General features: G+C 66.9%; 19 protein-coding genes. 10 read left to right on the top strand and 9 right to left on the bottom strand.

What is annotated here, in order from left to right; all coding sequences use genetic code 11:
- Nucleotides 1–6 precede the first annotated feature (6 nt).
- The 4 genes from sigM (at nucleotide 7) to trxA (ending at nucleotide 3101) form a co-directional block, all read left to right on the top strand.
- Nucleotides 7–711, top strand: coding sequence for an RNA polymerase sigma factor SigM (gene sigM, locus ACHFIV_RS31905; protein ID WP_398976186.1), 705 nt, complete (start codon nucleotides 7–9; stop codon nucleotides 709–711).
- Entirely contained in the window at nucleotides 708–1625 is a 918-nt protein-coding gene (locus ACHFIV_RS31900) for an anti-sigma factor family protein (protein ID WP_398976184.1), read from the top strand. The genes sigM and ACHFIV_RS31900 overlap by 4 nt, the downstream gene beginning before the upstream one ends.
- A gap of 125 nt (nucleotides 1626–1750) precedes the next feature.
- Nucleotides 1751–2722, top strand: a complete 972-nt coding sequence (gene trxB, locus ACHFIV_RS31895) for a thioredoxin-disulfide reductase (protein WP_398976182.1) — start codon at nucleotides 1751–1753, stop codon at nucleotides 2720–2722.
- A 43-nt stretch (nucleotides 2723–2765) separates the two neighbouring features.
- Nucleotides 2766–3101, top strand: coding sequence for a thioredoxin (trxA, locus tag ACHFIV_RS31890; protein ID WP_398976181.1), 336 nt, complete (start codon nucleotides 2766–2768; stop codon nucleotides 3099–3101).
- Between the two features lie 73 nt (nucleotides 3102–3174).
- Here the strand turns inward: trxA and ACHFIV_RS31885 are convergent, their stop codons facing one another.
- The 9 genes from ACHFIV_RS31885 to rpmH form a co-directional block, all read right to left on the bottom strand.
- The gene (locus tag ACHFIV_RS31885) at nucleotides 3175–3792 is read right to left on the bottom strand and encodes a GNAT family N-acetyltransferase (protein WP_398976179.1); all 618 of its coding nucleotides are present in this window, start codon (nucleotides 3790–3792) and stop codon (nucleotides 3175–3177) included.
- A 309-nt stretch (nucleotides 3793–4101) separates the two neighbouring features.
- Entirely contained in the window at nucleotides 4102–5202 is a 1101-nt protein-coding gene (locus ACHFIV_RS31880; RefSeq protein WP_398976177.1) for a ParB/RepB/Spo0J family partition protein, read from the bottom strand.
- Entirely contained in the window at nucleotides 5199–6293 is a 1095-nt protein-coding gene (locus ACHFIV_RS31875; protein ID WP_398976606.1) for a ParA family protein, read from the bottom strand. Before ACHFIV_RS31875 ends, ACHFIV_RS31880 begins: the two co-directional genes overlap by 4 nt.
- 303 nt (nucleotides 6294–6596) lie before the next feature.
- Entirely contained in the window at nucleotides 6597–7313 is a 717-nt protein-coding gene (gene rsmG, locus ACHFIV_RS31870) for a 16S rRNA (guanine(527)-N(7))-methyltransferase RsmG (RefSeq protein WP_398976175.1), read from the bottom strand.
- Between the two features lie 99 nt (nucleotides 7314–7412).
- On the bottom strand, nucleotides 7413–7922 hold the full coding sequence (locus tag ACHFIV_RS31865; RefSeq protein ID WP_398976173.1) for a protein jag: 510 nt from the start codon (nucleotides 7920–7922) through the stop codon (nucleotides 7413–7415).
- Between the two features lie 14 nt (nucleotides 7923–7936).
- A complete protein-coding gene (gene yidC, locus ACHFIV_RS31860) occupies nucleotides 7937–9205 on the bottom strand; it encodes a membrane protein insertase YidC (protein ID WP_398976171.1) in 1269 nt (422 codons plus the stop codon).
- Nucleotides 9206–9208: 3 nt separating this feature from the next.
- Nucleotides 9209–9568 carry a membrane protein insertion efficiency factor YidD gene (yidD, locus tag ACHFIV_RS31855; protein WP_398976169.1) on the bottom strand — a complete coding sequence of 120 codons (360 nt, stop codon included), beginning with the start codon at nucleotides 9566–9568 and terminating at the stop codon, nucleotides 9209–9211.
- On the bottom strand, nucleotides 9565–9936 hold the full coding sequence (gene rnpA / locus ACHFIV_RS31850; RefSeq protein WP_398976168.1) for a ribonuclease P protein component: 372 nt from the start codon (nucleotides 9934–9936) through the stop codon (nucleotides 9565–9567). Before rnpA ends, yidD begins: the two co-directional genes overlap by 4 nt.
- An 18-nt stretch (nucleotides 9937–9954) precedes the next feature.
- Nucleotides 9955–10092, bottom strand: coding sequence for a 50S ribosomal protein L34 (gene rpmH / locus ACHFIV_RS31845; protein ID WP_014047156.1), 138 nt, complete (start codon nucleotides 10090–10092; stop codon nucleotides 9955–9957).
- 381 nt (nucleotides 10093–10473) lie between these two features.
- Between rpmH and dnaA the strand changes: the two genes are divergently transcribed.
- The 6 genes from dnaA to gyrB all read left to right on the top strand — a co-directional run bounded on the left by dnaA (nucleotide 10474) and on the right by gyrB (nucleotide 19641).
- Nucleotides 10474–12243, top strand: coding sequence for a chromosomal replication initiator protein DnaA (gene dnaA / locus ACHFIV_RS31840; RefSeq protein ID WP_398976166.1), 1770 nt, complete (start codon nucleotides 10474–10476; stop codon nucleotides 12241–12243).
- 999 nt (nucleotides 12244–13242) lie between these two features.
- Nucleotides 13243–14373 (top strand): DNA polymerase III subunit beta, encoded by a 1131-nt coding sequence (dnaN, locus tag ACHFIV_RS31835; RefSeq protein ID WP_033296764.1) that lies wholly within the window; start codon nucleotides 13243–13245, stop codon nucleotides 14371–14373.
- Between the two features lie 143 nt (nucleotides 14374–14516).
- Nucleotides 14517–15395 carry a phosphogluconate dehydrogenase (NAD(+)-dependent, decarboxylating) gene (gnd, locus tag ACHFIV_RS31830; RefSeq protein WP_398976165.1) on the top strand — a complete coding sequence of 293 codons (879 nt, stop codon included), beginning with the start codon at nucleotides 14517–14519 and terminating at the stop codon, nucleotides 15393–15395.
- An 87-nt stretch (nucleotides 15396–15482) separates the two neighbouring features.
- A complete protein-coding gene (gene recF, locus ACHFIV_RS31825; RefSeq protein ID WP_398976163.1) occupies nucleotides 15483–16613 on the top strand; it encodes a DNA replication/repair protein RecF in 1131 nt (376 codons plus the stop codon).
- On the top strand, nucleotides 16610–17170 hold the full coding sequence (locus ACHFIV_RS31820) for a DUF721 domain-containing protein (protein ID WP_398976161.1): 561 nt from the start codon (nucleotides 16610–16612) through the stop codon (nucleotides 17168–17170). The genes recF and ACHFIV_RS31820 overlap by 4 nt, the downstream gene beginning before the upstream one ends.
- Nucleotides 17171–17571: 401 nt before the next feature.
- Entirely contained in the window at nucleotides 17572–19641 is a 2070-nt protein-coding gene (gene gyrB / locus ACHFIV_RS31815) for a DNA topoisomerase (ATP-hydrolyzing) subunit B (protein WP_398976159.1), read from the top strand.
- The last annotated feature ends 34 nt before the right edge of the window (nucleotides 19642–19675 follow it).

Raw genomic sequence — 19675 nt, 5'->3', positions numbered from 1 at the left:
TCACCGTTGGACGACGTCAGATTTGCCGGCACCAGTGATCAGGAACTCCTTGCCCAGCACGTCGCGGGCGAGACAGATGCCTTCGGCGAGCTGGTGCGACGGCACCGTGACCGCCTCTGGGCCGTGGCCCTCCGGACTCTCGGTGACCGCGAGGAGGCCGCGGACGCTGTGCAGGACGCTCTCGTCTCCGCGTTCCGAGCGGCTCATACCTTCCGCGGCCAGTCGGCCGTCACCACGTGGCTGCACAGGATCACCGTCAACGCCTGCCTCGACCGTGCCCGAAAGACGGCCTCACGCAGGACTGCTCCCGTCGACGACACTGAGCGACTCGATCAGCTCATGGAGCCCCATGAATCCGCTGAGGCTCCAGCCGAACGGCAGGACCTGCACCGCGAGCTTCTGTCAGCCCTTGCCACCCTGCCCGTCGAGCAGCGCGCGGCGCTCGTCCTTGTGGACATGCAGGCCTACCCCGTGGCCGAAGCGGCGCGCATCCTCGACGTACCGACCGGCACAGTGAAGAGCCGCTGCGCGCGGGGTAGGGCAAGACTGCTTCCCTTGCTGACCCATCTACGCAGCCCCAGAGGAGACGACGAGGGCGGCTGGGTGGAAAGGAACCGGACTCAGGGGCCATCCGTCCCACCGGCGTCAGAACCAAGAGACGCAGGCGACGGCGACCCTGCTGCTGTGAAGGGTGGAGGTGGGCTCGCATGACATCCACAGCTGACACAACTCAGCACCCGGATGCCTCGGAGATCTCCGACCTCACCGAAGGCCTGCTTCCACCGACCCGGGCGGTCGTACTCCGCCGTCACATCGACGCTTGCCCGGAGTGCGGTGAGATCCATGCCTCGCTCGAAGAAATCCGGTCGCTGCTGGGCACGGGTCTACCCGTCCGCGAGCCCATGCCCGACGACGTAGCCGACCGGATCGACGCAGCACTGGCGGCGGAAGCAGCGGCTGCCCGTCCCGCCCCGTCCGGAGCAGTGGCTGTTTCACGTGAAACAGCGCCGGAGGGCGCGACTGCGCTTCGGCCCGCAGGCCGGCCTCGTGGAGCCACCGGGCCCGGCCGGAGGCCGAGCCGCCCCCGGCGGCGCACGGTCATCCTCGGTACAGCCTTCGGCGCGGCGGCCGTCGGCATGAGCGTTCTCCTGCTCCAGTCGCTCCAGCCGTCTCAGAAATCGGCTGGAACCATGGCCGATCATGGAGTGAGCGCCGCCGAGAAGAGCCAGGAAAGCTTTTCGGCGGACACGCTGGAAGACCGTGTCCATACGCTTCTGCGCGGGACCAGGGCAGCAGAAACTCCGGACACTGACCCGGGTAAGCCATCTTTGGACACCAAGTCGTCCCCCGGCGACACGCCTCCCGGGAACACGCCTCCCCAGACTCCGTTCCGGACGCCGGTCATCGACGTCCCTCTCTGCGTGCTGCAGGGCACCGGCCGGGACGCACCCGCTCTGGCTCTGCAGAGGGGCAGCTACCAGGGGACCGCCGCCTTCCTCGTCGTGCTACCCCATCCGAACGACTCGAGCCGTGTCCAGGCCTATGTCGTCGATGCTGCCTGCGTGGACACCGCGCCTTCGGCAAAGGGTCAGCTGCTGCTCACGCATTCCTACACCCGCCCCTGAGAGCCCTGACGGAGCCGGTGCGCCAGTTGGGGAATGCCTGCCCCGTAGGATCCGTTGGGTGGGGTGAGAGTCGTGGAACCGACCCCAGTAGGCAGTAGGCAGTCTGCAGAGACGAGGAAGAACCCGTGAGCGACGTCCGTAATGTGATCATCATCGGCTCCGGGCCGGCTGGTTACACCGCCGCCCTGTACACCGCTCGCGCATCGCTGAAGCCGCTGGTGTTCGAGGGAGCCGTCACCGCTGGCGGTGCACTGATGAACACCACCGACGTGGAGAACTTCCCGGGCTTCCAGGACGGCATCATGGGCCCTGAGCTCATGGACAACATGCGTGCCCAGGCCGAACGCTTCGGCGCCGAACTCATCCCCGACGACGTCGTCTCTGTCGACCTCTCCGGCGATGTGAAGACTGTTACGGACACCGCGGGCACGGTACACCGCGCCAAGGCCGTCATCGTCACCACGGGATCTCAGCACCGCAAGCTCGGTCTCCCCAACGAGGACGCACTGTCCGGACGTGGTGTCTCCTGGTGCGCCACCTGTGACGGGTTCTTCTTCAAGGACCAGGACATCGCCGTGGTCGGTGGCGGAGACACCGCCATGGAAGAGGCGACCTTCCTCTCCCGGTTCGCCAAGAGCGTCACGATCGTCCACCGCCGCGACTCCCTGCGTGCCTCCAAGGCCATGCAGGAGCGCGCCTTCGCCGACCCGAAGATCAAATTTGCATGGGACAGCGAGGTCGCGACGGTTCACGGGGACCAGAAGCTCTCCAGCCTCACCCTCCGCAACACCAAGACCGGTGAGACATCCGAGCTTCCCGTGACGGGTCTGTTCATCGCTGTGGGCCACGACCCGCGCACGGAGCTGTTCAAGGGGCAGCTCGACCTCGATGACGAGGGATACCTCAAGGTCGAGGCTCCTTCGACGCGCACCAACCTGAAGGGTGTCTTCGGCGCCGGCGACGTCGTCGACCACACCTACCGACAGGCGATCACAGCCGCTGGGACCGGTTGCTCGGCCGCTCTCGACGCAGAGCGATACCTGGCGGCCCTCTCCGACGAACAGCTCGCCGAGCCGGAGAAGACCCCGGCAGTCTGAGTTCTCCCCGCACGCATACCCCCTCGAAGTTAAGGAGGCCGCCGTGGCCGGCGCCCTGAAGAACGTAACCGACGACTCCTTCGATGAGGACGTCCTGAAGAACGACAAGCCCGTGCTGGTGGACTTCTGGGCCGCCTGGTGCGGCCCGTGCCGCCAGATCGCGCCTTCTCTGGAGGCCATCGCGGCTGAGTACGGCGACGAGATCGAGATCGTCAAGCTCAACATCGACGAGAACCCGGCCACCGCAGCGAAGTACGGCGTGATGTCGATTCCCACGCTCAACGTGTACCAGGGTGGCGAGGTCGCGAAGACCATCGTCGGCGCCAAGCCCAAGGCCGCGATCCTCCGTGACCTCGAAACTTTCATCGGCCAGAAGTAACGTCGACTGTTTCACGTGAAACGGGCCCTCCCTTCGGGTGGGCCCGTTTTTCATGCGCTCTCAGCCGCGGTGGTCAAAGGGGCCGCAAGGCTGGCTCTTTCTGCACTGCGCCCAGCAGCCTGTCCAGCGCCAGTTCGACATCCTCTTTCCAGGAGAGCGTCGTACGGAGTTCCAGTCTGAGACGGGGATGCGTGGGGTGGGGTCGCACCGTCTTGAAGCCGACTGCAAGCAGGTGATCCGCCGGCAGCACACACGCCGGTTCCTTCCACCGCGCATCGCCGAAAGCCTCGATCGCCTTGAAGCCACGTCGCAGCAGATCCTTGGCGACTGTCTGCACGATCACGCGCCCCAGGCCCTGCCCTTGGAAACCCGGCAAGATCAGAGCAGTCATCAGCTGGACGGCATCGGGGGATACAGGGCTGGTAGGAAACGCCGTGGAACGGGGCACATAAGCAGGCGGTGCGTAGAGAACAAAACCGACCGCGACATCGTCCACGTAGACGACCCGTCCGCAAGATCCCCACTCGAGCAGCACGGCGGAGATCCAGGCTTCCTTCTCGAGTTCAGGTCTGCCTGCCTTTACCGCGGCTTCCCCACTGACCGGATCAAGTTCCCAGAAGACACACGAGCGGCAGCGCCGGGGGAGATCCGGAAGGTTGTCCAGTGTGAGCGGTACGAGCCGACGCCCCATGTAGGCGGTTCCTCACTTCCTTCACCCGCCGCACCCCGTGCGGCTGCCAGCGCACTCCGTTCCCGGAAGAGGCTGCCGACGAATCCCCCGACAGCACCAAGCCCCAAACCGACTGACACCAGGTGGCTGCGATTCACTGATCGCACGGCCCCCGCCTCCTCTGAGGTGGATCATCACGGTGTTGGATACGCCATACCAGAACGCATCGTATCCACCCAGAGATGATGGGGGATACCGAGAGACGGCAAAGGGCGGACCCTGTTCTGGACAACTTCCCAGAACTCGGTCCGCCCTTGTCATTCCGGCGGCTCAGGCCCCGTCGGCCTCAGCCTGCTCTTCCTCGACACTCCGCTCCAGAACACGGCCTTCACCCGGGGCGAGGCTACCGAGAATGCGGTCCAGATCCTCCATCGAGGCGAACTCGACGACGATCTTTCCCTTCTTCTGCCCGAGGTCGACCTTCACTCGGGTCTCGAACCGATCAGATAGACGCGAAGCGAGATCCGTCAACGCCGGGGACACCCGACCGCCGGCCCTGGGCCCCCGGGGCTTCGCGGAACTCGTAGGTTCGGATCCGAGGAGATTGACGATCTCCTCGACGGCACGCACCGACAACCCTTCGGCCACGATGCGGTGAGCCAATCGGTCCTGTTCGTCGGAGTCATCCACCGACAGCAGAGCCCTCGCATGCCCGGCTGACAGGACTCCTGCGGCGACCCTGCGCTGTACCGGCGGAGAGAGCCGCAGCAGACGAAGCGTGTTCGACACCTGCGGACGGGACCGGCCGATGCGGTCCGCCAGCTGGTCGTGCGTGCACTTGAAGTCCTTCAGCAGCTGGTCGTACGCCGCCGCCTCCTCCAAGGGATTCAGCTGAGCCCGGTGCAGGTTCTCGAGGAGCGCGTCGAGAAGCAGCTTCTCGTCATCAGTCGCACGGACGATGGCCGGGATGCGCTCCAGACCCGCTTCTCCACACGCCCTCCAACGACGCTCACCCATGATGAGCTCGTACCGGTCCTCAGCGACCTTGCGTACGACGACGGGCTGGAGGAGACCGACCTCCTTGATGGAGGTGACCAGCTCTGCCAACGCGTCCTCATCGAACACCTCGCGAGGCTGCCTGGGGTTCGCGGTGATCGAAGCGATGGGGATCTCAGCGAAGTACGCCCCGGCGACTTCGGGCTCCCCCATCCCGGTGCTCGAATCCCCTACCGGTGAACTCGGCTCGGGGACCAGCGTGCCGGAGGGAAGCGCGGCCAGCTTCGCAGCGGCTACCCCACGCTCGGCCGCCATCACGGGGGGCCCACCCACCGCGTTGCCACCGGACGCAGGGCCCGCGATGTGCTTCTCCTGCGGAGCTGCGGGAATCAGCGCGCCGAGTCCACGCCCCAGCCCTCTACGACGCTCGCTCACTGCATGCCCTCCGAATGACTCTGCTGGCTGTTCTGAACGCCGGTGCGGGCGGGCTCGCCCGCCGACGCGTGCTGGGCCTCGTAATGCACCCCGACGCCTCTCAGCGCGATCTCACGGGCCGCCTCAAGGTAGGACAGGGACCCACTGGAGCCCGGATCGTATGTCAACACGGTCTGCCCATAGCTCGGCGCCTCCGAGATACGCACGGAACGGGGAATGCTGGTCCGCAACACCTCCTTGCCGAAGTGACTACGCACCTCCTCCGCCACCTGCGAAGCGAGCCTGGTCCTGCCGTCGTACATGGTGAGCAGGATCGTCGACACATGCAGGTCGGGGTTCAGGTGCCCCCGGACCAGGTCGACGTTGCGAAGCAGCTGGCCGAGACCTTCCAGTGCGTAGTACTCGCACTGAATCGGGATGAGCACTTCCGCTCCGGCCACGAGAGCGTTGACCGTCAGCAGGCCGAGCGAAGGCGGACAGTCGATGAGGATGTAGTCCAGCGGCTGGTCATACGCCTGGATCGCCCGCTGAAGTCGGCTCTCCCGCGCCACGAGCGACACCAGCTCGATCTCCGCACCGGCGAGATCGATGGTCGCCGGCGCGCAGAAGAGACCCTCGACATCCGGAACAGGCTGCACCACCTCGGAGAGCGGCATGCTCTCCACCAGGACGTCGTAGATGGAGGGGACGTCCGCGTGATGGTCGATGCCCAGAGCCGTTGAGGCGTTGCCCTGCGGGTCCAGGTCCACTACCAGGACCCGCGCACCGTGCAGCGCGAGCGAGGCGGCCAGGTTGACCGTCGAGGTCGTCTTCCCCACGCCGCCTTTTTGATTGGCCACGACCATGACGCGTGTCCGGTCTGGTCGTGGCAGCCCTTCGCCGGCGCGGCCGAGGGCCTCAACCGCCAGCTGGGCCGCACGACCAATAGGTGTGTCGTCCATCGGCGGCGGTGTTTCACGTGAAACACCGTCCCCCAAGGACTCGGTACGGGGACCGGGGACCGGGTCGGTCATCGGTCCCGCGATGTTGGCGTCGGACCGCAAGGATTCACTCTCCTCGACTTCAGGCTCGCAATGAACAGAGCCTGCCATGCTTTCGGGGTCGCGAACCAGCGAGGCCGACTGTTCTGTGGATGAATCAGGTTCTGTGGACAACTCGGCAACTCTTACGGGCCTGCGGTCGCGCGGCGCGGCAGCCGCGCGACCACGGCCGATGATTCCCTGCAGCAGAGAGCGACGTTTCACGTGAAACACGATGCCTCCGCAGTACAGCGGCGGGCTCCCGACACTCCGCAGGCAGCGCATATCGCTGCTTGCATGGAGCATCATCACAAAACGGGATCCAGGGCATGAAAGAACCCAAGAGGTACCTGGGGTTGCCTCGGCCGCGTGTACTCAACGACGCCGACGCGTGCGGCCCACTCGTGCAGCCTTGGCCCGCTTTGCGGCGAACCTCACACCACCCGGGCTCTCCCCGACCACCACGCGGACAACCGTGGACAGGGGATCAACCAGACCTTCGCCGACGTGCAGCACCTCGGTCTCCACGACTCCGAGCTTGCTGAGAGCGGCCCGAGCGCCTTGGATCTCCTCTTCGGCCGTACCCCCCTTGAGTGCCAGCATCTCTCCGTAGGGACGAAGCAGGGGCACTCCCCATCCCGCGAGCCGGTCGAGCGGCGCGACGGCCCGGGCCGTGACCACATGTACGGGCTGCAAGGTCCCGAGCACCTCTTCGGCCCGTCCGCGGACGACTGTCACGTGATGAAGCCCCAGGAGCTCGACGACCTCCTGCAGGAAGTTCGTCCGGCGCAGCAGCGGTTCGAGCAGCGTGATCTTCAAGTCGGGACGCACGAGTGCCAGCGGGATACCGGGAAGTCCGGCCCCCGAGCCCACATCACATACCGTGACGCCTTCGGGGACCACCTCGGAGAGCACCGCGCAGTTCAGCAGGTGGCGTTCCCACAGGCGCGGCACCTCGCGAGGACCGATCAGCCCTCGCTTGACGCCCGCGTCAGCGAGCAGCTCCGCGTACCTGACAGCTTCTGGGAAGAACTCACCGAATACCGCCTGCGCCTCCTTGGGCGCCTGAGGGAGCTCTGCTTCCTCCGTCACGGGGACCGTCCTTCCGTACCGCTCTAGCACGCTGACTATCAGGCTGACAAAGATCGGCCCCGCCTGTGAACAGACGGGGCCGACATTACAAGGATCCGGTCAGGCCGGGAGAACGACGACGAAGCGCTGCGGCTCCTCGCCCTCGGATTCGCTGCGCAGGCCTGCCGCCGCGACCGCGTCGTGGACGACCTTGCGCTCGAACGGCGTCATCGGATCAAGCTTCACCGGCTCGCCCGAGCTCTTGACCTCCTCCGCGGCCTTCGCACCCAGCGCGGCGAGGACCTCCCGCTTCCTGGCACGGAAGCCGGCGATGTCCAGCATCAAGCGGCTGCGGTCGCCGGTCTCCCGGTGGACGGCCAGGCGCGTCAGTTCCTGGAGTGCCTCCAGCACCTCACCGTCACGCCCCACGAGCTTCTGCAGGTCACGCGCCGAGTCACTGATGATCGAGACCGCTGCCCGGTCCGCCTCCACGTCCATGTCGATGTCGCCGTCGAGGTCGGCGATGTCGAGCAGGCCTTCGAGGTAGTCAGCCGCGATCTCCCCCTCCTGCTCGAGGCGGGTCAGAGTGTCGCTGCCCTCAGCGGCCGTGGTGATGGTGCCTTCCGTCACGGATGGACTCCTTCTTACTTCTTGGACGGGTGCTTGGGCCGCTGCGGGCCCTTGCGCTGTCCGGACTTGGCTTGGCGTGAGGAGCCGGACGCGGCGGACTTGCCCGCCGCCTTCGGCTTGTCGTCCTGCGATGCGTCCCGCTTCTCCAGCGAGGTCTTGGCTTCCGACCCGGTGGAGCTGGAGGCCTTCGCCGTGCCGGGCTGCGTGGCAGCGGTGTGACGCTTCGCCTTGGGCTGGCGCTTGGGCTGCTGACGCTTGGGCGCAGCACCGCCCTCGGCCTCGAGCACGGCTGCGTCGCTCTTCGCCACCGTCCCGTCCTCCTGGGCGGCGAGGCCGAGCTTCCCCAGACCGGTGATGAACTTGCGCTCGATGTCATTGCGGTCCGGACCCTTGGCGACGATCGCCTTCACGGTGTTGCGCCGCGTCCTGCCCCGCACCTGCCCATGAGTGGTCACGCTCTTCAGCACGCGGCCCAGGTACTGGTCCTGCGCCTTACTGCCCGGAGTCGGGTTCTGGTTGATCACGTACATCTGCTGACCCATGGTCCAGACGTTGGTGGTCAGCCAGTACACGAGGACACCGACGGGGAAGTTGATGCCCATGACGGCGAAGATGACCGGGAAGATGTACATCAGCATCTTCTGCTGCTGCATGTACGGGGTCTTCACCGTCAGGTCGACGTTCTTCGTCATCAGCTGGCGCTGGGTGAAGAACTGTGATGCCGACATCATCACGATCATGATCGCGGTAACGACACGGACATCGGTCAGCGAGGCGCCGAGCGCTGCGACCTTCTCCTCGCTGTCCATGAACTTCGCGGCGAGCGGGGCGCCGAAGATGTGCGCCTGGCGTGCGCTGTCCAGCAGCGGCTGGTCGATGACACCGATCGTCTTGCCCGAGGCGATGGACGACAGCACGTGATACAGGGCGAAGAAGAACGGGGACTGCGCCAGGATGGGGAGGCACGAGGAGAGAGGGTTGGTGCCCGTCTCCTTGTACAGCTTCATCATCTCTTCGGACTGACGCTGTTTGTCGTTCTTGTAGCGCTCCTGGATCGCCTTCATCTTCGGCTGGAGCACCTGCATGTTCCGGGTCGACTTGATCTGCTTCACGAAAAGCGGGATCAGACAGATCCGGATCAGGACCACCAGGGACACGATGGACAGGCCCCAGGCCCACCCCGTGTCATCGCCGAACAACGCTCCGTAGAGCTTGTGGAACTGGACGATGACCCACGAAACAGGTGTGGTGATAAAGCTGAACAGACTGGCAATCGTGTCCACTAATCAGGCTCCTTGAGCTTTGGGCGAGGTCTCTGTGGCCGGGCTCAGAGGTTCGGAGACCGACCCCCCGGAAGGCACGTCGGCGGCGGAGTCCCCGCCCGTGCGGCCACGCACACAGTTGCGCAGCAGTTCGTGCCAACGCGGACGTTTGCGTGGCGGTACGTGATCCACGCCGCCGGGTGACCACGGATTGCATCGCAGGATGCGCCATGCGGTCAGCGCTGTTCCCTTGATCGCACCGTGCCGGTCGATCGCCGTATATCCATAGTGGGAACACGACGGGTAGTAGCGGCAGACAGGCCCGAGGAGCGGGCTGATCGTCCACTGGTACAGCTTGATGAGAGCCAGCAGCGGGTACTTCATCGCGCACCCCCTCCCAGCAGCCGCTGGAGAGCGGCGTCCAGGTCTCGGGCCAGCTGTGCATGGTCGGCGTCACCCGATCCGGGTAGCGCTCGTACGACAACAAGGCTACCGGGGGGCAGCTCAGCAAGCCGATCGCGGACCAGATGGCGAAGCTTGCGCTTCACCGCGGTGCGGACGACCGCTCCACCCACTGCTTTGCTGACAACGAAACCCGCACGTGGCGGGGGAGCACTCTCCCCTGTCACGTGCGGGTCCGTAACACCGCTGCGTAGATGTACGACGAGTAGCGGGCGTCCGGCCCGACGTCCCCGGCGTACAGCGGCTGCGAAGTCCTCGCGCCGCCTCAGCCGATTCTCGGAAGGCAGCACGTCATGACCTGGCCGCGATCAGGCGGACAGGTTGGCGCGACCCTTGCCACGGCGGTTCGCGAGAATCGCGCGGCCGGCACGGGTGCGCATACGCAGCCGGAAACCATGGGTCTTGGCGCGACGACGATTGTTCGGCTGGAAGGTGCGCTTGCTCACTCGGGGGCTCCAGAAATGATTCGTGTGTTGGCGGGACATCGCCTGGCTGTCACCGTGCGCCCACGAGGAACTCGCGTAAACGCCTTAGTGCACCGCTTCACAATCACAGATCGTGATCTTTGCCCATCGGAGGCAGGCGGCAGCAGCCATCGACAACTCGACCTGGTCACGGTAATCGCGGCTACGCCATCCGGTCAAACCGGCCTCGCGCCACCCCCTGCTGTACACAGCCTGTGGACAACAACTTGAACCGCGCGGGTCGGCCTGACTACCGTGGCTGAACTCCGGTTCTTTTCCTTCCTGCCTGCCGGGCCTCACCCGACCCGACCCATCCCGTCCCGAGAAGCACACATTCGTGGGACATGCGAGAGAGCGTGCCTTGTGGCTGACGTACCTGCCGATCTTGCCGCAGTGTGGCCGCGAGTGCTGGAACAACTCCTCGGGGAGGGCCAGCAGGGCATCGAGCCGAAGGACAAGCAGTGGATCGAGCGCTGCCAGCCCCTGGCGCTCGTCGCTGACACCGCGCTGCTGGCCGTACCCAACGAATGGGGCAAACGCGTCCTGGAGGGCCGGCTCGCCCCGCTGATCAGCGAGACGCTCACCCGTGAGTGCGGGCGGCCGATCCGGATCGCGATCACCGTCGACGATTCCGCGGGCGAGCCTCCCGCGCCCCCGATGCACCAGCCCCGCCAAGGGCAGCAGTCACACCGCTACCAGGGCCCGCAGCACGACGAGCCCCCGCGCAACGACGCGTATGACGGCTACGGGCCCAGGTCGTCCGACGACGGCATGCCGACGGCCCGCCCCGCCTACCCGGACTACCAGCAGCACCGCCCTGAGCCGGGCGCCTGGCCCCGGGCCCAGGAGGACCTCTCCTGGCAGCCCCGGCACGGCGGGTACCAGGACCGCGACCCGTACGCGAGTCCCCGCCCCCAGCAGCCCCAGCACGACTACCGTCCGCAGCCTCCCGAGCACCAGGGCTACGAGCAGCCTCGGGACAGCCGGGACCGCCACGACCTCCAGGACCAGCAGCCCCAGCACCGCCAGGGCGGTCCCGGCACCGGACGGTCCGGCGGCCCCATGGGCCAGGCCGCGCCCCCGCCCGGGACCGGTGAGCCGCATGCCCGGCTGAATCCGAAGTACCTCTTCGACACCTTCGTGATCGGCGCCTCCAACCGCTTCGCGCACGCGGCGGCGGTCGCCGTGGCCGAGGCCCCCGCCAAGGCGTACAACCCCCTCTTCATCTACGGGGAGTCAGGACTCGGCAAGACCCACCTGCTGCACGCCATCGGGCACTACGCCCGGAGCCTGTACCCCGGCACCCGGGTGCGGTACGTGAGCTCCGAGGAGTTCACCAACGAGTTCATCAACTCGATCCGCGACGGCAAGGGCGACACCTTCCGCAAGCGTTACCGCGACGTGGACATCCTCCTGGTCGACGACATCCAGTTCCTCGCGAGCAAGGAGTCGACGCAGGAGGAGTTCTTCCACACCTTCAACACGCTCCACAACGCCAACAAGCAGATCGTGCTGTCCTCGGACCGCCCGCCCAAACAGCTGGTGACGCTCGAGGACCGGCTGCGCAACCGGTTCGAATGGGGCCTCACCACCGATGTGCAGCCCCCGGAGCTGGAGACGCGTATCGCGATCCTCCGTAAGAAGGCCGTGCAGGAGCAGCTCAACGCACCGCCCGAGGTTCTCGAGTTCATCGCCTCCCGCATCTCCCGGAACATCCGCGAGTTGGAGGGCGCCCTCATCCGGGTGACCGCCTTCGCGAGCCTGAACAGGCAGCCGGTGGACCTCGGCCTGACCGAGATCGTGCTCAAGGATCTGATCCCCGGCGGTGAGGACTCGGCTCCCGAGATCACGGCGCCGGCCATCATGGCGGCGACCGCGGACTACTTCGGCCTGACGGTGGAGGACCTCTGCGGATCGTCGCGCAGCCGGGTCCTGGTGACGGCACGCCAGATCGCGATGTACCTCTGCCGCGAGCTGACGGATCTGTCGCTTCCCAAGATCGGTGCCCAGTTCGGGGGACGCGACCACACCACGGTGATGCACGCCGACCGGAAGATCCGCGCGCTGATGGCGGAGCGGCGCTCCATCTACAACCAGGTCACCGAGCTCACCAACCGCATCAAGAACGGCTGACGCGGCCGCACGGCGGCCCGGATACGCCGCACCCCGCGCCTCCGGCGCCTCGCGAGGACCTATGACGTCCTCACGGGGCGCCTTCGCCATACCCGGGGCTCTGAAGGCGCTCCGGAAGCCGGAGGCGCGCCCTGAGCGCGCCCTCTCGCAGAAGGCCGCAGCGCTTCCGGACAGGCCGGCCACCCCCGCACCGCTCCCATCGACGGCATGCCGGACCGGTGGCTTCCGGCTGAAGTGTTCGAATACAGCCCGCTGAAGCGCTGTCCTCCACAGAAGACACCGGAATCTGGCATCCACAGCCTGGGGACTGTGAAGTTGTTCAGATTGCGTCCACAGGGGGTGCTGTCGATACTCCATCAGGCCAGGTCACATGCCTGGGGATTTGTGGCCAACGATGATCCACAGCCTGTGGACAGAAATTTTGTCCACAGGGCCACGGTGAGGTTGTCCACCGGCGGCCCACAGGCAGGACCCTGTTGTCCCCAGCTTCTCCACACCCCTGTCCACTGTTCGGCAACCCGGCACCGCCTTTCACTGCCGAGAGTGAAAGGCGTCACACGAGGGGTCTTGGTTGAGCTGTGGGGAACGTGGGTAAAGCTGGGGACAGGCCTGGGGAGAAGTGACTCCACCCTGTGCATCGGGTGTGCAGAACTTTCGCGTGTCCACAGAAACGCTTGGTTGTCCACCGGTGCCGCCCACAGGGTCGGTGGACAAAAAACAGCTGCTGACCTGCCCAAACAGCGTTATCCACCGTTTCCACAGGGCCTACTACTACTACCACTCAGAGTTAGCCAGGAATCCGCTTCGAAGTGGGGCCTGTGCACAACTTGAGCAGCGAGCTCGGCGAAGCTCTTGGCGCGACTTGACCCCGAGCAGCGACGAGTGTCGGTGCCGTACGTCAGACTGGACCCCGGTGGCGTCCCCAGCCCTTCGGCAGGGACCCCCGGTCAGACGACGAAGGCCAGCAGGGCGAGCGAGCAACAGCAGGAGGCGGTTCCGGTGAAGATCCGGGTGGAGCGCGATGTACTCGCGGAGGCGGTGGCCTGGGTGGCCCGCAGCCTCCCGGCCCGTCCGCCGGCGCCCGTTCTCGCGGGCCTTCTGCTGAAGGCTGAGGACGGCGCCCTCAGCTTCTCGAGCTTCGACTACGAGGTCTCGGCCAAGGTGTCCGTGGACGCGGAGGTCGAGGAGGACGGCACGGTGCTCGTCTCCGGCCGCCTGCTCGCGGACATCTGCCGCGCACTGCCGAACAGGCCGGTGGAGATCTCCACCGACGGTGTACGGGCGACGGTGGTCTGCGGCTCCTCCCGGTTCACCCTCCACACCCTCCCTGTGGAGGAGTACCCGGCGCTGCCGCAGATGCCGACCGCGACGGGCACCGTTCCCGGTGAGGTCTTCGCCTCGGCGGCGGCCCAGGTCGCCATCGCGGCGGGGCGCGACGACACCCTGCCCGTCCTCACCGGCGTGCGGATCGAGATCGAGGGCGACACCGTCACCCTGGCGTCCACCGACCGCTACCGCTTCGCGGTCCGCGAGTTCCTGTGGAAGCCGGAGAACCCGGACGCCTCCGCTGTGGCCCTGGTGCCCGCCAAGACACTCCTGGACACCGCCAAGGCGCTGACCAGCGGGGACACGGTGACCCTGGCGTTGTCCGGCTCGGGCGCGGGTGAAGGCCTCATCGGTTTCGAGGGGGCCGGCCGGCGCACGACCACGCGACTCCTGGAGGGCGACCTTCCGAAGTACCGGACGCTGTTCCCCACCGAGTTCAACTCGGTCGCGGTCATCGAGACCGCTCCGTTCGTCGAGGCGGTCAAGCGTGTGGCACTCGTCGCCGAGCGGAACACCCCGGTGCGCCTCAGCTTCGAGCAGGGCGTGCTGATCCTGGAGGCCGGTTCCAGCGACGACGCACAGGCTGTGGAGAGGGTCGACGCGGTGCTCGAGGGTGACGACATCTCGATCGCGTTCAACCCGACGTTCCTGCTGGACGGCCTGAGCGCGATCGACTCCCCGGTCGCGCAGCTCTCCTTCACGACCTCGACGAAGCCCGCGCTGCTCAGTGGCCGGCCGGCTGTCGACGCCGAGGCCGACGACGCGTACAAGTACCTGATCATGCCGGTCCGCCTCTCGGGCTGATCCGGCGGTCGTCCCTGTCATGGCAGTTCCGGCGGGCAGGCTCAGCGCAGAGCGGGCCCACCGTGCTGCACCCGCCGTGCTGTCCCGGCCGGGCGTAGGCTCGGTCCTGGGTACGAATCGGCACAACGCTTAAGGAATCTCTGATGGAGCTCGGTCTCGTCGGCCTCGGCAAGATGGGCGGCAACATGCGCGAGCGCATCCGCCGCGCAGGCCACACGGTCATCGGTTACGACCGCAATCCGGATGTCGCCGATGTCCACAGCCTCGAGGAGCTTGTGGGCAAGCTCAAGGGCCCGCGCGTCGTGTGGGTGATGGTTCCGGCAGGCGCCGCGACCCAGTCCACCATCGACGAACTGTCCGAGCTCCTCTCCCCGGGTGACGTGGTCGTGGACGGTGGGAACTCCCGCTGGACCGACGACGAGAAGCACGCCGTCGAACTGGGTCTCAAGGACATCGGCTTCGTCGACTGCGGGGTCTCGGGCGGTGTCTGGGGCCTGGAGAACGGCTACGCCCTGATGTACGGCGGAACCGAGGAGAACGTCGCCAAGGTCCAGCCGATCTTCGACGCGCTCAAGCCCGAAGGCGACTTCGGTTCCGTCCACGCGGGCAAGGTCGGCGCCGGCCACTTCGCCAAGATGGTCCACAACGGCATCGAGTACGCCATGATGCAGGCCTACGCCGAGGGCTGGGAGCTTCTGGAGAAGGTCGACTCGGTCACCGACGTGCGCGAGGTCTTCCGCTCGTGGCAGGAGGGCACGGTCATCCGTTCCTGGCTGCTCGACCTGGCCGTCAACGCGCTGGACGACGACGAGCACCTCGACCAGCTCCGTGGCTTCGCCGCGGACTCCGGTGAGGGCCGGTGGACGGTCGAGGCCGCGATCGACAACGCGGTGCCGCTGCCCGCGATCACCGCGTCCCTCTTCGCACGTTTCGCCTCGCGGCAGGACGACTCGCCGCAGATGAAGATGATCGCCGCGCTCCGCAACCAGTTCGGCGGCCACGCGGTAGAGAACAAGAAGTAGGTCCGCGGTAAGCCGGCCGCGAGCGCGACAGGCGGCCCGCGGTACGGCGCAACACAGCAGAGCACGCAGTCGGAAGGGTCGGCGACCATGCACGTCACGCATCTCTCGCTGGCCGACTTCCGCTCGTACGCCCGGGTCGAGGTCCCTCTCGACCCGGGCGTCACCGTGTTCGTGGGCGCCAACGGCCAGGGCAAGACCAATCTGGTCGAGGCGGTCGGCTATCTCGCCACGCTCGGCAGCCATCGGGTGTCCTCCGACGCACCCCTGGTGCGTATGGGCGCCGAACGTGCCGTCGTGCGCGCGGCGGTGACCCAGGGCGAACGCTCGCAACTGGTCGAGCTCGAGCTCAATCCGGGCCGTGCCAATCGGGCCCGGATCAACAGGTCGTCTCAGGTCAGACCTCGTGACGTCCTCGGGATAGTGCGGACGGTGCTCTTCGCGCCGGAGGACCTCGCCCTGGTGAAGGGCGATCCGGGGGAGCGCCGGCGTTTCCTGGACGAGCTCATCACGGCGCGCTCCCCCCGGATGGCCGGGGTGCGCTCCGACTACGAGCGGGTGCTGAAGCAGCGCAACACCCTGCTGAAGTCCGCGGCGATGGCCCGCAGGCACGGCGGACGCTCGGCGGACCTCTCCACACTGGACGTGTGGGACCAGCACCTGGGCCGGGTGGGCGCGGAGCTGCTGGCGCAGCGCCTGGACCTGATCGCCACCCTTCAGCCCCTGACTGACAAGGCCTACGGCGACGTCGCCCCCGGCGGTGGGCCCGTGACGCTCGAGTACCGCAGCTCGGTGGGAGCCGACGTGGAGCCCGCCCGCACCCGCGAGGAGCTGTACGAGCAGGTGATGGCCGCACTGGCCGAGGCGCGCAAGCAGGAGATCGAGCGCGGCGTGACCCTGGTCGGACCGCACCGTGACGATCTGGTGCTGGGCCTGCGGGGAATGCCGGCGAAGGGGTACGCCAGCCACGGTGAGTCCTGGTCGTACGCCCTGGCCCTGCGCCTGGCCTCGTACGACCTGCTCCGCACCGAGGGGAACGAGCCGGTGCTGGTGCTCGACGACGTCTTCGCCGAGTTGGACGCGCGCCGTCGCGAGCGGCTGGCGGAGCTGGTGGCCCCGGGTGAGCAGGTGCTGGTGACGGCGGCTGTGGACGACGATGTCCCGGGGGTGCTGGCCGGGGCGCGGTACGCGGTGTCCGCCGGCGCGGTGGAGCGGCTGTGAGTGGCCCGGGCGAGCAGGACGTACCCACGCCGGGACCGGCGAAGCAGCCGGAGGTCTCGGGCGTGGACCTGGCGCGTGTGGCCCTTCGGGCGGCGAAGGAACAGGCCCGTGCCCGGGGAGCCGCGGCGCAGCAGAAGAAGCAGGCGAGGCGCGGCGGTGGTCTGCGGTCCGGAGCCCGTTCCGACGGGCGGGATCCGCTGCCCCTGGGCTCGGCGATCAACCGGCTGATCACCGAGCGGGGCTGGGAGACCCCGGCTGCTGTCGGCGGGGTGATGGGCCGCTGGCCGCAGATCGTCGGTGACGATCTGGCCAATCACTGTGTACCGGTGCGGTACGACGAGGATCCGGCGGAGCGGGTCCTGACCGTGCAGTGCGACTCGACGGCGTGGGCGACGCAGCTCCGGCTGCTGGCGCCGCAGCTCGTCGCGCGGCTCAACACGGATCTGGGCCACGGCACCGTACGGATGATCAAGGTGCTGGGCCCCGGTGGCCCTCAGCGCAGATTCGGCCCTCTTCGGACGCCCGGTAGCAAGGGGCCCGGAGACACCTACGGCTGAGCAGGGCTTTTTCTCCTCTGCGGACAAGGGCACGGAGGGCGTCGGCTTCCACACGGAGGGCGGTATGTCCCCTTCTCTGGCGATTCGCCGCCAGGTCGGGCTTTCCCGTATATACGCCTATGGGCGGTTTTGTGTAACGCGGGGTCCGGGGAGCGTCCCTCACCGTAGCGAGAGGTTGACAGCCCGAAGCGCGCAAAGCCCTCGTGAGCCTCCCGGGGCCCCTTCCTGAATATGGGGAGTCGTCAGCCGCTCATTCAGGGCGGCACATGCGTACTCAGGCACCGGCAAACCCCCATTCATGTCAGCGCTACCGGTAGACTGGTGGACAATCCCGCTTCCTCGCGGGAGTCGTCGATACAAGCCGAACGACGCAGCCGCTCCCGCCTGCCGGAGAACGGCCTGTGCTGTGCCAGAAAGGGCGCTTCGTGGCCGATTCCGGCAACCCCAACGAGAACATCCCGTCCACAGCCGGTGAGCACGGCGAGGTCACCGCCTCGTACGACGCCAGCGCGATCACCGTGCTCGAGGGCTTGGACGCGGTCCGCAAGCGACCCGGCATGTACATCGGGTCCACCGGTGAGCGCGGTCTCCACCACCTCGTGCAAGAGGTTGTCGACAACTCGGTCGACGAGGCGATGGCCGGGCACGCGGACACCATCGATGTCACGATCCTCGCCGACGGCGGGGTGCGCGTGGTCGACAACGGCCGCGGTATCCCGGTCGGCATCGTGCCGTCCGAAGGCAAGCCGGCCGTCGAGGTCGTGCTCACCGTCCTGCACGCGGGCGGCAAGTTCGGCGGCGGCGGCTACGCCGTCTCCGGTGGTCTGCACGGCGTCGGCGTGTCCGTCGTCAACGCCCTGTCGACACGGGTGGCCGTGGAGGTCAGGACCGACGGCTACCGGTGGACCCAGGACTACAAGCTCGGCGTCCCGACAGCCCCGCTGGCCCGTCACGAGGCCACCGAGGAGACGGGTACGAGCGTCACCTTCTGGGCGGACGGCGACGTCTTCGAGACCACCGACTACTCCTTCGAGACGCTCTCGCGCCGCTTCCAGGAGATGGCGTTCCTCAACAAGGGGCTCACCCTCAAGCTCACCGACGAGCGCGAGGCGGCGAAGGCCACGGCGGGCGCGGACAGTGCCGAGGTGGTCGACGTCCCCGAGGAGGAGCCGACGCGGACGGTCACGTACCACTACGAGGACGGCATCGTCGACTTCGTGAAGTACCTGAACTCCCGCAAGGGCGACCTCATTCACCAGTCGGTGATCGACATCGAGGCCGAGGACAAGGACCGGCTCCTCTCTGCCGAGATCGCCATGCAGTGGAACACGCAGTACACCGAAGGTGTCTACTCCTTCGCGAACGCCATCCACACGCACGAGGGCGGTACGCACGAGGAGGGCTTCCGTGCGGCGCTGACCTCGCTGGTCAACCGCTACGCGCGAGACAAGAAGCTGCTGCGGGAGAAGGACGACAACCTCACCGGTGAGGACGTGCGTGAGGGTCTGACGGCGATCATCTCGGTGAAGCTGGGCGAGCCCCAGTTCGAGGGGCAGACGAAGACCAAGCTGGGCAACACCGAGGCGAAGACCTTCGTCCAGAAGGTCGTCCACGAGCAGCTGACGGACTGGTTCGACCGGAACCCCAACGAGGCCGCCGACATCATCCGCAAGGGCATCGCGGCGTCCACCGCCCGTGTGGCGGCCCGCAAGGCGCGTGACCTGACGCGGCGCAAGGGGCTTCTGGAGAGCGCCTCGCTGCCCGGCAAGCTGAGCGACTGCCAGTCCAACGACCCGACGAAGTGCGAGATCTTCATCGTCGAGGGTGACTCCGCCGGTGGTTCGGCGAAGTCCGGTCGTAACCCGATGTACCAGGCCATTCTTCCCATCCGGGGCAAGATCCTGAACGTCGAGAAGGCCCGGATCGACAAGATCCTGCAGAACACCGAGGTCCAGGCCCTGATCTCCGCCTTCGGCACCGGGGTCCACGAGGACTTCGACATCGAGAAGCTCCGCTATCACAAGATCATTCTGATGGCGGACGCCGACGTCGACGGCCAGCACATCAACACCCTGCTGCTCACGTTCCTGTTCAGGTTCATGCGGCCGCTGGTGGAGTCCGGGCACGTGTACCTCTCGCGCCCGCCGCTCTACAAGATCAAGTGGGGCCGTGACGACTTCGAGTACGCGTACTCGGACCGTGAGCGTGACGCACTGGTGGAGCTCGGCAAGCAGAGCGGCAAGAGGATCAAGGAAGACTCGATCCAGCGCTTCAAGGGTCTCGGTGAGATGAATGCCGAGGAGCTGCGCATCACGACGATGGACCAGGACCACCGTGTACTCGGCCAGGTCACGCTGGACGACGCGGCGCAGGCCGACGACCTGTTCTCGGTGCTGATGGGCGAGGACGTCGAGGCGCGGCGCTCGTTCATCCAGCGCAACGCCAAGGACGTCCGCTTCCTCGACATCTGAGTCGGCCGTACAAGCAAGCCGCAGCTCGAAAGGA

This window comes from Streptomyces sp. ALB3, from assembly GCF_044385685.1.
Classification (GTDB): Bacteria; Actinomycetota; Actinomycetes; order Streptomycetales; family Streptomycetaceae; genus Streptomyces.
This window is presented reverse-complemented; position numbering and strand designations above follow the sequence as displayed.